This window comes from Reyranella humidisoli (genome assembly GCF_019039055.1).
GTDB lineage: Bacteria > Pseudomonadota > Alphaproteobacteria > Reyranellales > Reyranellaceae > Reyranella > Reyranella humidisoli.
In genome coordinates, this window is sequence record NZ_JAHOPB010000002.1 from 810,940 (window position 1) to 823,846 (window position 12,907).

At 65.6% G+C, this 12,907-nt stretch carries 12 protein-coding genes; 7 read left to right on the top strand and 5 right to left on the bottom strand.

Translation table 11 applies throughout. From position 1 onward, the window contains the following. Positions 1 to 38 precede the first annotated feature (38 nt). Complete coding sequence (locus KQ910_RS22295; RefSeq protein ID WP_216965372.1) at positions 39 to 1,649, top strand: ABC transporter substrate-binding protein; 1,611 nt, start codon at positions 39 to 41, stop codon at positions 1,647 to 1,649. A gap of 56 nt (positions 1,650 to 1,705) precedes the next feature. Here the strand turns inward: KQ910_RS22295 and KQ910_RS22300 are convergent, their stop codons facing one another. The 5 genes from KQ910_RS22300 to KQ910_RS22320 form a co-directional block, all read right to left on the bottom strand. Beyond that, a complete protein-coding gene (locus tag KQ910_RS22300) occupies positions 1,706 to 2,116 on the bottom strand; it encodes a hypothetical protein (RefSeq protein WP_216965373.1) in 411 nt (136 codons plus the stop codon). A 12-nt stretch (positions 2,117 to 2,128) separates the two neighbouring features. Continuing rightward, positions 2,129 to 2,983 carry a hypothetical protein gene (locus KQ910_RS22305; protein WP_216965374.1) on the bottom strand — a complete coding sequence of 285 codons (855 nt, stop codon included), beginning with the start codon at positions 2,981 to 2,983 and terminating at the stop codon, positions 2,129 to 2,131. Positions 2,984 to 3,206: 223 nt separating this feature from the next. Then, the gene (locus KQ910_RS22310) at positions 3,207 to 3,467 is read right to left on the bottom strand and encodes a hypothetical protein (protein ID WP_216965375.1); all 261 of its coding nucleotides are present in this window, start codon (positions 3,465 to 3,467) and stop codon (positions 3,207 to 3,209) included. Between the two features lie 2 nt (positions 3,468 to 3,469). Further along, positions 3,470 to 4,762, bottom strand: a complete 1,293-nt coding sequence (locus tag KQ910_RS22315) for an adenylosuccinate synthase (RefSeq protein WP_216965376.1) — start codon at positions 4,760 to 4,762, stop codon at positions 3,470 to 3,472. 119 nt (positions 4,763 to 4,881) lie between these two features. Continuing rightward, positions 4,882 to 6,045 carry an ATP phosphoribosyltransferase regulatory subunit gene (locus KQ910_RS22320; RefSeq protein WP_216965377.1) on the bottom strand — a complete coding sequence of 388 codons (1,164 nt, stop codon included), beginning with the start codon at positions 6,043 to 6,045 and terminating at the stop codon, positions 4,882 to 4,884. A gap of 100 nt (positions 6,046 to 6,145) precedes the next feature. Between KQ910_RS22320 and KQ910_RS22325 the strand changes: the two genes are divergently transcribed. From KQ910_RS22325 to serA, 6 genes are all read left to right on the top strand, one after another. Further along, positions 6,146 to 7,090, top strand: coding sequence for a glycosyltransferase family 2 protein (locus KQ910_RS22325; protein WP_216965378.1), 945 nt, complete (start codon positions 6,146 to 6,148; stop codon positions 7,088 to 7,090). Then, a complete protein-coding gene (locus KQ910_RS22330; RefSeq protein ID WP_216965379.1) occupies positions 7,087 to 7,830 on the top strand; it encodes a class I SAM-dependent methyltransferase in 744 nt (247 codons plus the stop codon). Before KQ910_RS22325 ends, KQ910_RS22330 begins: the two co-directional genes overlap by 4 nt. Positions 7,831 to 7,840: 10 nt before the next feature. Next, positions 7,841 to 8,107 (top strand): cupin domain-containing protein, encoded by a 267-nt coding sequence (locus KQ910_RS22335; protein ID WP_216965380.1) that lies wholly within the window; start codon positions 7,841 to 7,843, stop codon positions 8,105 to 8,107. 189 nt (positions 8,108 to 8,296) lie between these two features. Next, on the top strand, positions 8,297 to 9,949 hold the full coding sequence (locus KQ910_RS22340) for a hypothetical protein (protein ID WP_216965382.1): 1,653 nt from the start codon (positions 8,297 to 8,299) through the stop codon (positions 9,947 to 9,949). A gap of 104 nt (positions 9,950 to 10,053) precedes the next feature. Then, entirely contained in the window at positions 10,054 to 11,229 is a 1,176-nt protein-coding gene (locus KQ910_RS22345; protein ID WP_216965384.1) for a phosphoserine transaminase, read from the top strand. Positions 11,230 to 11,321: 92 nt separating this feature from the next. Next, the gene (gene serA / locus KQ910_RS22350; RefSeq protein WP_216965387.1) at positions 11,322 to 12,905 is read left to right on the top strand and encodes a phosphoglycerate dehydrogenase; all 1,584 of its coding nucleotides are present in this window, start codon (positions 11,322 to 11,324) and stop codon (positions 12,903 to 12,905) included. The last annotated feature ends 2 nt before the right edge of the window (positions 12,906 to 12,907 follow it).

Here is a 12,907-nt window from a genome sequence, read left to right on the forward strand (position 1 = left end):
CATGTCGCGCCTGGGGACCAGACCTCAGGAGCACTTGCATGAGCCTTCGCCGATTCAGCCTTGCCGTTGCGATCGCAGCAGCGTCAGTCGTCCCGCTTTCGGCCGTGCAGGCCCAGGAGAAGACGCTTCGCATCGCCATGACGGCGTCGGACATCCCGACGACCACGGGCATGCCGAACAACGGCTTCGAGGGCATGCGCTTCCTCGGCTTCCCGATCTTCGAGGGAATGATCCTGTTCGACCTGTCCAAGTCGGACCAGCTCGCCACGCTGCGGCCCGGGCTCGCCGAGAGCTGGAAGCAGGCGCCGGACGACAAGAAGACCTGGATATTCAACCTTCGGAAAGGCGTGAAATTCCATGATGGCACGGACTTCAACGCCGATGCGGTGATCTGGAACCTCGAGCGCATCTTCAACAAGGACAGTGCCCAGTTCGAGGCGAATTCCGCGGGGATCATGCGTTCGCGCGTGCCGATCCTCGCCGGCTACAAGAAGATCGACGACAATACCGTGGCGCTCACCACCACGGTCGTCGCTTCGTATTTCCCGTGGATGGTGCCCTACATCCTGACCGCTTCGCCCACACAATGGGAGAAGGCCGGCAAGGACTGGAACAAGGTGGCTGCCGCCGGCGGCGCGGGCACCGGCCCCTTCAAGATCACCAAGGTCGTTCCGCGCCAGTCGGTGTCGCTCGGCCGCAACGACGGGTATTGGGACCCGTCGAAGAAGGCCAAGGTCGACGCGGTTCTTCTTTTGCCGATCCCCGAGGCCAATACGCGTCTCGCCGCGCTGCGCTCGGGCCGTGTCGACTGGATCGAGGTGCCGCCGCCGGACGGCATCCCGTCGCTGAAGCAGGCGGGCTATGTGATCTCCACCAATTCCTACCCGCACGTCTGGCCGTGGTTCTACAACATGGCCGCCAAGAACAGCCCGCTGGCCGACGTCCGCGTGCGCCAGGGGCTCAACTACTGCATCGATCGCGGCGCAATCGTCTCGATGCTGAACGGCACAGCCGAGCCGTCGGTCGGCTGGCTGAAGCCCACCGACGCCGCGTTCGGCAATCCCGAGCACCGCTACACGTTCGATCCGGCGAAGGGCAAGAAGCTGCTGGCCGAGGCCGGCTTCACGCCGCAGAAGCCGCTCTCCTTCAAGGTCATGATCTCGACCTCGGGTTCGGGCCAGATGCTGCCGCTGCCGATGAACGAAGCGCTGCAGGAGAACCTGAAGCAGGCCTGCGGCGTCGACGTCCAGGTCGATGCCGTCGAGTGGCAGGTGCTGCTGAACGCCAGCCGCGCCACGCCCGACGCGCCGTCGCTGAACGGTGCGATGGCCTTGAATGTCAGCTCGCCGTCGAGCGACGTCGGCATGATGTATCGCTACTTCGCCGCGGCCAACTTCTCGCCCAACGGCTCGAACTTCGAGCAGTGGAAGGACGACAAGTTCGAGACGGCGCTCGCTACGTTGGCGGAAGCCACGGACGACGCGGTCATCCTGGAGAACTTCAAGAAGGCCCACGAACGGCTGGTCGACAACCCGCCGTGGCTCTACATCGTCCACGACCTCAACCCGCGTGCCTTCAGCAAGAACGTGCAGGGCTTCACGCCGGCCCAGTCCTGGTTCGTCGACCTGACGAACGTGAGCCTGAAGTAGGCGACGGCCCCGCGTGGTCACGGCAATTCTGGTGCCGTGCCACGCGGGTCGATTCTTCACTCGATCTCCAGGCCGACATCCTTCCCGATCTCCAGGGCGGCCGCGATGATGGTGTCCGGCTTGCCCGTCATGGCCGCCGCTGCGAAGGCCAGGACATCGACCAGCAGATCGATGAACTTCGCCGCGGTCTCGATCACCGCAATACGATCCTTCGCCTCGTCGATCAGTTCTGTCAGCTTCGCCTGTGAGATCTGCAGCCCGTCGACGATGCTTTTGACGGCCTGGGTCAGCAGCCCACTGGACAGGAGAGTGAGCTGCTGGATGTGAGAGATAGCTTCCTGTGCTTGATTCTCTGAGATCTTGCCGGCTTTGATCCCGGCAATTGTCGCGTCCATCGCCCGATCGGCGATCTCGGACAGGCGATCGGCAATCTCGATCACTTCGTTTTTGCTGCTAAGACCGTTCATGACATGCCTCCTCTATTTGAGTTCGTCGATCTGGCCTTTCGCGGCCCAGATATCCCGTGCGATCGCCTTGAGTGCAGCCGCGAATTCCCTGCTGCTGAGGTTGTTCACGTTCCGCCGCAGTTCGGCATGGCCGTTGGCGATTTTCTCGAGAGCCTTGTCGAGTTCGCTAAGCCTGGCGGCGCGCGTGGTGAACTCGGCGGCTTTCTGCGAGAAATGATCGTCCGACAGGACTGCCAGAAGCTTGTCCCTGCTCGGACTCGCGCTCGAGTAGGTAGCCGAGATGAAGGGTCGATTGATGTTGTAGATGGCCTGGACTTCACGCCGCTCATTGGCGAGGTCCTTCTGGTACACCTCGACGATGCGTCGCATTCCCCCTGTCACAGCCTGGATCGACGGATCTGCCTCGGTGACGAGTTCGATGACGTACTGTTGCTGGATGCCGAGGAGCGCCCACTTGGCGACGAGCCTTCCGAGCGTTCCAGCGGCGTTGGCGGTGTCGGCGTCGAGCCCGAACGGGGGGAAGGCTACGATCGCCTTCTGGAGGCCTTCGGTCTGCTTATCGAGATTGAATGTCTGCGCGCCGGCGAGCTTGCCGAGCACCAGCATGTAGGCTTGGAGATTCTTGTGGACCGCAATCAGGTCGGGGACTGCCCGCTGCCGCTCGGGTGTCAGTATCTGGGCGGTCCTGCGACCCTTCTCGTCAAGGTAGACCTCGGCTCGGGTAAAGCGGCTGCCGAACTCTTTTGTCGCCTCGTCGTATCCCGGCACACTTGCCGACGCCTTGGCATAGTCCTGAACAGCCGCAAGATCGGCGCAGGCGCTCGTGAGGAGCAGCAAGGCCGCAACCAATGCAAATCTTAGCTTCATGGCACCCTCGATTGCCCGGCCATCCAAATCGGCCGGATATCGAGGTTTAGTCAGCCGCCTGCTGTTCAATCTGTGAGATTAAACACATTGCGTGATATTTCCGGGTAAAGCTCAAGGCTCGCGGTTCAGCGGCGCAGGCATGATGTTCCGCTCTTTGGCCTCGGTCAGTTGCTCGCAGACCGTCCCCACCATCCAGGAGCTGGTGGAGAGGAACTCGCCGTCTTCAGCGCGCGCAGATCTTCGGGATCTTGGACAGCATTTCCACGGAGCAGACCTCGGTCGGGAACAGGGCCCAGACCGCGGCGAGGATGATCGCGAGGAAGATGAACGGTCGCAGCACGCGCAGAACCACGGGCAGAAGAACCTGGAGCGCCCAGTAGGCCAGGAGCAGGCCGATGACCACCGCGAGCACGCGATACTGCATGCTCCAGCTGTCCCAGGTGCCGAGGTTGGCCCGCGTCAGGAGTTCGTTGATCTGTTCCACGATCAGTCGCGGAACGGATCGGTCATGAGGATCGTGTCCTCGCGCTGCGGGCTGGTGCTGAGCAGCGCCACCGGGCAGCCGACCAGCTCCTCGACTCGCCGCACATACTTGATGCAGGTCGCCGGTAGTTCGCCGAAGGAGCGGGCGCCCTGGGTGCTTTCGCTCCAGCCTTCGAACTCTTCCCAGATCGGCTTCAGCTTGGCCTGGGCGCCCATCGTGAAGGGGAAGCGCTCGATGCGCTTGCCGTCGAGTTCGTAGCCGACGCAGACCTTGATGACCTTCTCCCCGTCGAGCACGTCGAGCTTGGTGAGCGCGATGCCGTTGATGCCGTTCAGTTTCACGGCCTGGCGCACCATCACCGCGTCGAACCAGCCACAGCGGCGGCGGCGGCCGGTGTTGGTGCCGAACTCCTTGCCGCGGTCACCCAGGCCCTGGCCGATCTCGTCGGTCAGTTCGGTGGGAAAGGGGCCGTCGCCGACGCGGGTGGTATAGGCCTTGGCGATGCCCAGGACGTAGCCGACCGAGCCGTTGCCCATGCCGCTGCCGATCATCGCCTGTGCCGCCACCGTGTTCGACGAGGTGACGTACGGATAGGTGCCGTGGTCGATGTCGAGCATGGTCGCCTGCGCACCCTCGAACAGGATGCGCTTGCCGGCAGCGCGCAGCCCGTCGAGCCGCTCCCATACATCTTCCGCGAAGGGCAGGATCTCCGGCGCCAGTTCAAGCAGCTCGGCGGTCAGCTTGGCGGCATCGATCTGCGGCTGGCCCAGCCCCTTGCGCAGCGCATTGTGATGCGCGAGCAGCGTGTTGACCTTGAGCGGCAGCATGTCCGGTTCGCCGAGATCGCCGACGCGGATGGCGCGGCGGCCGACCTTGTCCTCGTAGGCGGGGCCGATGCCGCGGCGCGTCGTGCCGACGCGGATGACGCCCGGCGCATCCTCGCGCCAGCCGTCGAGGTCGCGGTGCAGCGGCAGGATCAGGACGGCGTGATTGGCGATCTTGAGGCTGGCCGGCGTGACCGAGAGCCCCTGCGCATTGACCTTCTTGACTTCCTCGAGGAAGTGCCACGGATCGATCACGACGCCGTTGCCGATGATCGACAGCTTGCCCTCGCGCACCACGCCCGACGGCAGCAGCGCCAGCTTGTAGGTCTGGTTGCCGATGACCAGCGTATGGCCGGCATTGTGACCGCCCTGGAAGCGCACCACGACCTCGGCGCGCTCGCTCAGCCAATCGACGATCTTGCCTTTGCCTTCGTCGCCCCACTGGGCGCCGATCACTGCCACGTTGGCCATTGCCTGTTTTCCTTCGGCCGGTTCCCTTCAGACACGAAAACGCCTCCCCGGGGCCGGTTCCGGAGAGGCGTGATGTCGGATAGCACTTCCATTCGCCGCTAGCGAGGCGAAATGCATCCTCAGAGGGGTACGGCCTCGCCATCGATCAAGGCGTGGCTGCAGCGCAGGCGCTTTGCTTCGGAACGCGGGTCGGAAGCTGCGACGACAGCGCGCACGACGGCATAGCCCTTCACCTGCCACGGCGCGCAATCGGCCCATGGCGTTCCGAGGCCGACATAGAGGCGCGGTCGCTCGGTTGGCGCCTCGGAGGCGGCCAGAACGGCGTCCATGTAGACGGTGAAACCGGTCGCCGATTCGCTGACGCCATCCTCGGGATAGCCCGCCGAATAGCGGCCGCCGCGTGCGAGTTCCTCGCGGCCCTTGAGCGCGAAGACCGAGAAGGAGACACCGGTCTGGTATTCGAGGCCGCGATATTCGACGGGATCGATGGTGAGCGGCAGGTCGTCCTCGGCGGCGGCGACCAGCTTCACGACTTCGGCGAGGCGGGCCGCCTCGGCGGCGGCCGCTTCCGGCAGCTCAAGCCTCGCGAGCTGCGCGAGCCCCTTGTCGGCCGGACCGGCGGCCCGCAAAAGGCCCGCGAAGAGATCGGCGGCCCTCTTGTCGGCGCCGGCCTTGGCGATACCGCCTTCGTCCTTGCGGTCGAGCGCGCGGCGCAGGCGGCTCATGGCCTCCTCGGGCTGGTTCACGCCGCTCGCGACGGCGGCGACCAGCGTGGGCAGGTTGAGGTCGACCGAGAGGTCCGAAACACCGATGGAGCGCAGCGTATCCACCGCCAGCAGGACGGCCTCGGCATCGGCCTCGGCGCTGTCGACGCCGATCAACTCGGTGCCGACCTGGGCGAACTGGCGCTCGGGCTTGAGCGCGCTGCCACGGACGCGGATCACGTTGCCGCCGTAGGAGAGGCGCAGGGGCCGGGGCTCGTGCTTCAGCCGTGTAACGGCGATGCGGGCCACCTGGACCGTCATGTCGGGTCGCACGCCCATCATGCGCTGGGAAACCGGATCCATGAGGCGGAAGGTTTGCTGCGATAGCGCCGCTCCGGGCCCGCCCAGTAGCGATTCCTCGAATTCGACCAGGGGCGGCTTCACCCGCTCGTAGCCGAAGGCGGCGAATCGCTCGATGGCGACGTCGATGGCGCGCGCCTCCCGCGCAGCGTCGGGAGGCAGCAGGGCGGCCAGGCCTGCGGGCAGCAGGCCACGGTGGTCGTTGTCGTTTGAGCTCATGGTGGCGCTTGATAGCCCATTGCGCCCCGGAAGGGGAGCGGGACGCGACCGATGCCGGGCGGCTCGTTTTCCCGGTCCGCATGGGTTATTGCTCCCCGGCATGAGTTCAGCCCCACGCCCGGCCGTTTCCGTCGTGGCGCCCTGCTTCAACGAGCAGGACGCCTTGCCCGAGTTTTTGCGCCGGGTCTGCGCCGTCCTGGACGGGATCGGCGGGACGAGCGAGGTGGTGCTGGTCGACGACGGCTCGCGCGATCGCACATGGGATGTCATGGCCGAAGCGGCCGCCCGCGACCCGCGCATCGTGGCCGTCCGGCTGATGCGAAACCATGGGCACCAGCTCGCCTTGACGGCCGGTCTGTCGGTTTGCCGGGGCGAGCGCATCCTGATCATCGACGCCGACCTGCAGGATCCGCCCGAGCTGCTGGTCGACATGATGAAGATGATCGACGAGGGAGCAGACGTGGTCTACGGCCAGCGTCGCCAGCGCGACGGGGAGAGCCTGTTCAAGCGCGCCACCGCGGCGGCCTTCTATCGCCTGATCGGCCGCCTGACCGACGTGCAGATCCCGCCCGACGCCGGTGACTTCCGGCTGATCACGCGGCGCGTCCTCGACCTGCTGCTGGCCATGCCGGAGCGCCACCGCTTCATTCGCGGGATGGTGGCCTGGATCGGCGGCCGGCAGGTTCCGCTGGTCTATGACCGTCATGCGCGCGTGGCCGGCGAGAGCAAGTACCCGCTGGCCAAGATGGTCCGCTTCGCCGCCGACGCCATTACCTCCTTCTCGGTGGTGCCGCTGATGGCCTCGATGACAATCGGATGGATCATGGCGGGGCTGGGTTTCGCCTTCTTCCTCTATTCGATCGTCGGCTGGATCAACGGCCATACGCTGCCAGGCTGGACGTCGCTGATGGCGGCGGTCGGACTGCTGGGTGGCATGCAGTTCCTGATGCTGGGCATCATCGGCGCCTATCTCGGTCGCCTCTACGACCAGAGCAAGGGGCGGCCGCTGTTCATGATCCGCGACATCGTCGGCGGCCAGAAGTGAGCACGCCCGATCCGCAATCCTGGTCGGGCGAGCCGGCGGAGTTCGACGACTACGCCGCCGAGTACCAGGGCGGCCTCGACAATCCGATCAAGCGGATGCTGGGCAGTTCGCCCGACCAGTTCATCGCCGTGAAGGCGCGCTGGCTGCTGCGCCGCGAGCCGGGCTTGCGGACCGGCGGGCTATCCGTCCTCGACTATGGCTGCGGTGTCGGCAGCCTGATGCGTGTGCTGATCGGGCACGGTGCGAAGGGCTCCTTCACCGGCTGCGACATCTCGACGGGCATGCTGCGCCAGGTTGAGAAGCGCTGGCCGCGCGAGCTTGGCTCGCCGCCGGCGCTGGCGCCGCAGCAGGGGGCCAGCACGCCATTCGCCGACGGGCAGTTCGACATCGCCATGATCAGCGCCGTCCTGCATCACGTGCCGATAGAGGACCGGCCAGCGGTCTATGCCGAGCTGGGCCGGGTTCTGAAGCCGGGCGGGCGGCTCTACGTCTTCGAGCACAATCCGCGCAATCCGCTGGTGCGGCACGTCATCGCCCGTACGCCGATCGACCGCAACGCCATCCTGCTCGACGCCAACGAGGTGCGGCATGGGCTGCTGGACGCGGCCCGCTACGAACTCGACACCGACTACCTCATGTTCATGCCGCCCGGCGTGGCTGCCCTGAGGGGTGTCGATCGCCTGCTGACATGGCTGCCGATGGGCGCGCAATATGCCGTCGCGGCCCGCAAAGCGGCCTGAGGAGGGATGGATGGATCGACAGGCTTTCGAAGCTGCGCTGAAGCAAGATGGCTACGAGATTGCGACCGGCAATACTCCGGGAGCCAAGCACAATCCTGAGCACAGCCATCCCTACGAGGTGAAGGCGATGGTGATCGAGGGTGCGATCACGCTCGGCTGGGAAGGCAAGACGCAAACCTTTCGCCCTGGCGAGATTTTCACCATGGCGCGCGGTTGTCCGCATACCGAGACGTTCGGCCCCGAAGGCGTCGTGACGTTGGTCGGCCGCAAGCACTAGGGTCCTTCCGATTCAAGTTCATCCGCACATCCTCATTCGGAGGAGCCGCGCTTCGCGCGGCGTTTCGAAGGATGGGCCACGGACATGGTGCGCGTTCCCACCCTTCGAGACGCGTTCCTGCGGACCGCTCCTCAGGGTGAGGCCATCGTTTGAAAGCGGTGTGATTCCTTCTCGACCGGGAGACCTCTAGTGACGAAGGCGGCGCCAGCCTGGCAGCTTCTGCTCGCATTCGGGCTCTCCCTGCTGGTGCTGTGCGGCTTGATCGGGTGGCTGGAGAACGTCCACATCATCAGCGCCAACGGCATGTACAAGAGCATCCAGGCCGAGCCCTGGATTGCCGATCCGTCGACCGCGCGTCTCGACCAGTCGAACTACCTGTTCTTCCCGCTCTACGGCGTGAGCGCGCGGCTGCTCGACGCGCTCGGCATGCTGCGGGGCGTGGCGTGGAAGCAGTTCGCCTATCTCAATGCCTTCTGGGCCAGCATCGGCACGGTCATCGTCTATGCCTTCGTCCATCGTCTGACCGGCAGCGCGGGGGTCGCCGCGCTCACCTCGGTGTTCCATCTCGGATGCGGCTTCGTCCTGCTGCTGTCGGTGATCAGCGAGGACATCATGCCGGGCTATGTGATCGTCCTCGCTTCGATGGCGCTGGCCGGACTCTGGTTCGACCGGCCGACCTGGCAGCGCATCGCGATCGTCGGCGCGGTCTTCACGATCGGCTGGCTGATCGAATGGCGGCTGCTGTTCCCGACCTTGCCGGCCTTCGTGCTGGCTCTGCTGATCGCACCGGGACCGCTGAAGAAGCGCGCCGGCCACGTGCTCGTGCTGCTGGTCTCGATCCTGGCCGTGTCGGGCATCGTCCAGCTTCTGTGGGAAGGCCACAACGGCGCGATCGGGCTGCATGACATCCTGTGGACGGGCAAGGGCGTGGCCACCGGCTGGGCCGGCATCACCTGGGACAAGGCGTGGATGATGCTGTCCGGCGTCGGCAACTACCTGCTGCTGGTCGGAGGCTACGTCGACCCGAAGTCGGCGAAGGCGGCGGCGGGGCCGCTCGCGATCTCGGTTCTTCTCCAGGTCGCGATCTTCATTGCGAGCGTTGTGTTGCTCTGGCCGCGCCGTGACGAGCCGCGGTTGCGGGCGGTCGCCGTCGTCTTCCTCGGCACGCTGGGGGCGGGGCAGGTGCTGAATTTCTACTCGCAGCCGCAGGACCCGCAGATGCAGATCAACGTCATGCCATGGCTCGCCGTGGCGTGGGCGCTCCTGCTCGCCAGCCTGCTGCCGGCACGGCGCGGCCTCGCGATCGGATTGGCGGTTCTGTCGTTCGCACCGTTCGCCTGGAATGTTTCGGCCCTCGCCAAATGGCGCGGCGACGATACGCGCTGGCTCGCGGCGACGGCGGCGCTGGAGAAGCGCTTTCCGCCGGACTCCAGCGTGTTCCTCTATTTCGGCTACGAGCCGATCACGACCTGGAAGTACGCGCTGTGGAGCCGCACGTGGGATTGGGACAACCGCGTCGCCATCCCGCCGGCGCCCTCGGCCGATCCGAAGTTCAAGTGGATCGCCGTGAACGCTGGCGCCATCCGTCATCCCGGCTGGACGGCGGCTGAACACGCCGCGGCAATCAGGCGCGACATCAATCTCGCACTCGATCGCGGCTATCGCGTGGTCGTCTCCGACATGTGGTCGTGGTCGCCCGACGTGCTGGCGGCCCTCCTCGGGACGGTTGCTGCCTCGGGACGCGCCGATGCGATCTACCGGATGCTGCACGACGATTTCCGCGCGACCGAGGCCTTTCGCGATCCGATCGCCGGGACCTACTACGAGCTGCAGCGTCGCTGAAGCGAGGCGCGACATTCTCTCCACATTGACGCGACACCCGTCGGCCCGTATATCGGCCGCGGGCCACGCTCCCCCACCGGAGTGCATTTCTTCTGTAAGGGAGAATGACAATGACGAAGCCGTCCATGCGTCCTGCGCGTCCCGATTTTTCCTCGGGCCCCTGCGCCAAGCGTCCGGGTTGGACACCGGAAGTTCTCAAAGATGCCGCCGTCGGGCGGTCCCACAGGTCGAAGCTCGGCAAGAAGAAGATCGTCGAAGCGGTCGATCGCACGCGCGCGATCCTCGGCATTCCCGCCGACCATCGCATCGCCATCGTTCCCGCGTCTGACACCGGCGCGGTCGAGATGGCGCTGTGGTCGCTGCTCGGCGCCCGCCCGGTCGACATGCTGACTTGGGAGAGTTTCGGCGAGGGCTGGGTCACCGATGTGGTGAAGCAGCTCAAGCTCAAGGACACCCGCACGCTGAAGGCGCCCTATGGCCAGATCGCCGACCTCAAGGCGGTCGACTGGACGCACGATGTCGTCTTCACCTGGAACGGCACGACCTCCGGCGTGAAGGTCCCGAACGGCGACTGGATTTCCGACAGCCGCGAAGGCCTCGCGATCTGCGACGCGACCTCGGCCGTGTTCGCGATGGATCTGCCGTGGGCCAAGCTCGATGTCGTCACCTGGTCCTGGCAGAAGGTCATGGGCGGCGAGGGTGCGCACGGCATGCTGGTCCTGTCGCCACGCGCCATTCAGCGGCTCGAAAGCTACACGCCGGCCTGGCCGATGCCGAAGATTTTCCGCCTGACCTCGGGCGGCAAGTTCTCCGAAGCCATCTTCAAGGGCGACACGATCAACACGCCCTCGCTGCTCTGCATCGAGGACGCGATCGACGGCCTGAAGTGGGGCGAGGGTGTCGGCGGGCTGAAGGGCCTGATGGCGCGGTCCGAGGGCAATCTCGGCGTGCTGGAAAAGTTCGTCGAATCCCGGCCGTGGGCAGCCTTCCTGGCGACCGACAAGGCGATCCGTTCCAACACCTCGGTGTGCCTCGTGATCAAGGCGCCGTGGTTCACGGCGCTGCCGGCCGACAAGCAGGCGGCTGCTGCCAAGAAGATGGGCGACCTGCTCGAGGCGGAGAAGGCCGGCTACGACGTCGGCTCCTATCGCGACGCCCCGCCGGGCCTGCGCATCTGGTGCGGCGCAACGGTCGAGAAGGCCGATCTCGAGGCGCTGCTGCCTTGGCTCGACTGGGCCTACGCCGAGATCGAGCGCGAATTCGGCGCCAAGGCCGCCTGACCCTTCATTGGAGCGCGCCACTCCAGTGGCGCTCATGAATGATGATTGCGCCACTGGAGTGGCGCGCTCCCCTGACTCGAGGAGTATTGATAATGGCAAAGCCCAAGGTTCTCATTTCCGATGAGCTGTCCCCGCGTGCTGTCGAGATCTTCTCGGAGCGCGGCTGCGACGTCGATTTCAAGCCGGGCCTGAAGCCGGCCGAGCTGCGTGAGATCATCGGCAACTATCAAGGCCTGGCGATCCGCTCGGCCACCAAGGTCACCGCCGAGGTTCTGGCCGTAGCCAAGAAGCTCAAGGTCGTCGGCCGAGCCGGCATCGGTGTCGACAATGTCGACATCAAGGCCGCGACTTCGCACGGGGTCGTCGTCATGAACACGCCGTTCGGCAATGCCATCACCACGGCCGAGCACGCCATCGCGCTGATGTTCTCGGTCGCCCGCCAGGTGCCGGAGGCCAACGCCAGCACGCAGGCCGGCAAGTGGGAAAAGAACAAGTTCATGGGCACCGAGCTCAGCTTCAAGACGCTGGGCCTGATCGGATGCGGCAACATCGGCTCGATCGTCGCGGAGCGTGCGATTGGCCTCAAGATGCGCGTCGTGGCCTATGACCCGTTCCTGAGCGACCAGCGCGCCACCGAACTCGGCGTGGAGAAGGCGACGCTGGAGCAGGTGCTGGCCCGCGCCGACTTCATCACGGTGCACACGCCGCTCACCGAGCAGACCAGGAACATCCTGTCGCGCGCCAACCTGATGAAGACCAAGAAGGGCGTGCGCATCGTCAATTGCGCGCGCGGCGGCCTGGTCGACGAGCTGGCGGTGCGCGATCTGCTGGTCTCGGGCCACATCGCGGGCGCGGGCTTCGACGTGTTCGTCGAGGAGCCGGCCAAGGAGAACGTGCTGTTCGGTGCGCCGAACCTGGTCTGCACGCCGCATCTCGGCGCCTCGACGGTGGAAGCGCAGGAAAACGTGGCGCTGCAGGTCGCCGAGCAGATGGCCGACTATCTGTTGACCGGCGCCGTCACCAACTCGCTCAACATGCCGAACGTATCGGCCGAGGACGCGCCCAAGCTGGCGCCGTTCCTTGATCTCGCCGAAAAGCTTGGCTCCTTCGCGGGGCAGCTTACCGACACCGACATCAAGGCCGTCTCGATCGAGTTCGAGGGCCAGGTGGCGAGGCTCAACGTGAAGCCGCTGACCCAGGTGGCGCTGATGGGCGTGCTGCGCCCGCAGCTCACGTCGGTCAACATGGTCAACGCGCCGGTGATCGCCCGCGAGCGGGGCATCGAGGTGGCCGAGGTCAAGCACGAGCGCGAGACCGACTACAACTCGATGATCCGCCTTTCGGTCACGACCGAGAAGTACACGCGCTCGGTGACGGGCACGCTGTTCGGCGGCAAGCATCCGCGCATCGTCGAGATCAAGGGCATCGAGATCGACGCCGAGTTCGCGCCTCACATGCTCTACATCACCAACGACGACAAGCCGGGCTTCATCGGCCGCCTCGGTACGCTGCTGGGCGAGGGCAAGGTCAACATCGCGACCTTCCATCTCGGCCGCGACAAGCCGGGCGGATCGGCAATCGCGCTGGTCCAGGTCGACCAGCCGATCTCGAACGAGCTGATGGGCAAGATCGTCGGCATCGAGGGCGTGATGCAGGCCAAGGCCCTGGGCTTCTAGTC

Bases quoted from the DNA above. Each gene is read 5' to 3' on its own strand.
- KQ910_RS22320 (WP_216965377.1), bottom strand. From the start codon at position 6,045: ATGAGCTCAAACGACAACGACCACCGTGGCCTGCTGCCCGCAGGCCTG.
- KQ910_RS22325 (WP_216965378.1), top strand. From the start codon at position 6,146: ATGAGTTCAGCCCCACGCCCGGCCGTTTCCGTCGTGGCGCCCTGCTTC.
- serA (WP_216965387.1), top strand. From the start codon at position 11,322: ATGGCAAAGCCCAAGGTTCTCATTTCCGATGAGCTGTCCCCGCGTGCT.
- KQ910_RS22305 (WP_216965374.1), bottom strand. From the start codon at position 2,983: ATGAAGCTAAGATTTGCATTGGTTGCGGCCTTGCTGCTCCTCACGAGC.
- KQ910_RS22345 (WP_216965384.1), top strand. From the start codon at position 10,054: ATGACAATGACGAAGCCGTCCATGCGTCCTGCGCGTCCCGATTTTTCC.
- KQ910_RS22335 (WP_216965380.1), top strand. From the start codon at position 7,841: ATGGATCGACAGGCTTTCGAAGCTGCGCTGAAGCAAGATGGCTACGAG.
- KQ910_RS22300 (WP_216965373.1), bottom strand. From the start codon at position 2,116: ATGAACGGTCTTAGCAGCAAAAACGAAGTGATCGAGATTGCCGATCGC.
- KQ910_RS22295 (WP_216965372.1), top strand. From the start codon at position 39: ATGAGCCTTCGCCGATTCAGCCTTGCCGTTGCGATCGCAGCAGCGTCA.
- KQ910_RS22315 (WP_216965376.1), bottom strand. From the start codon at position 4,762: ATGGCCAACGTGGCAGTGATCGGCGCCCAGTGGGGCGACGAAGGCAAA.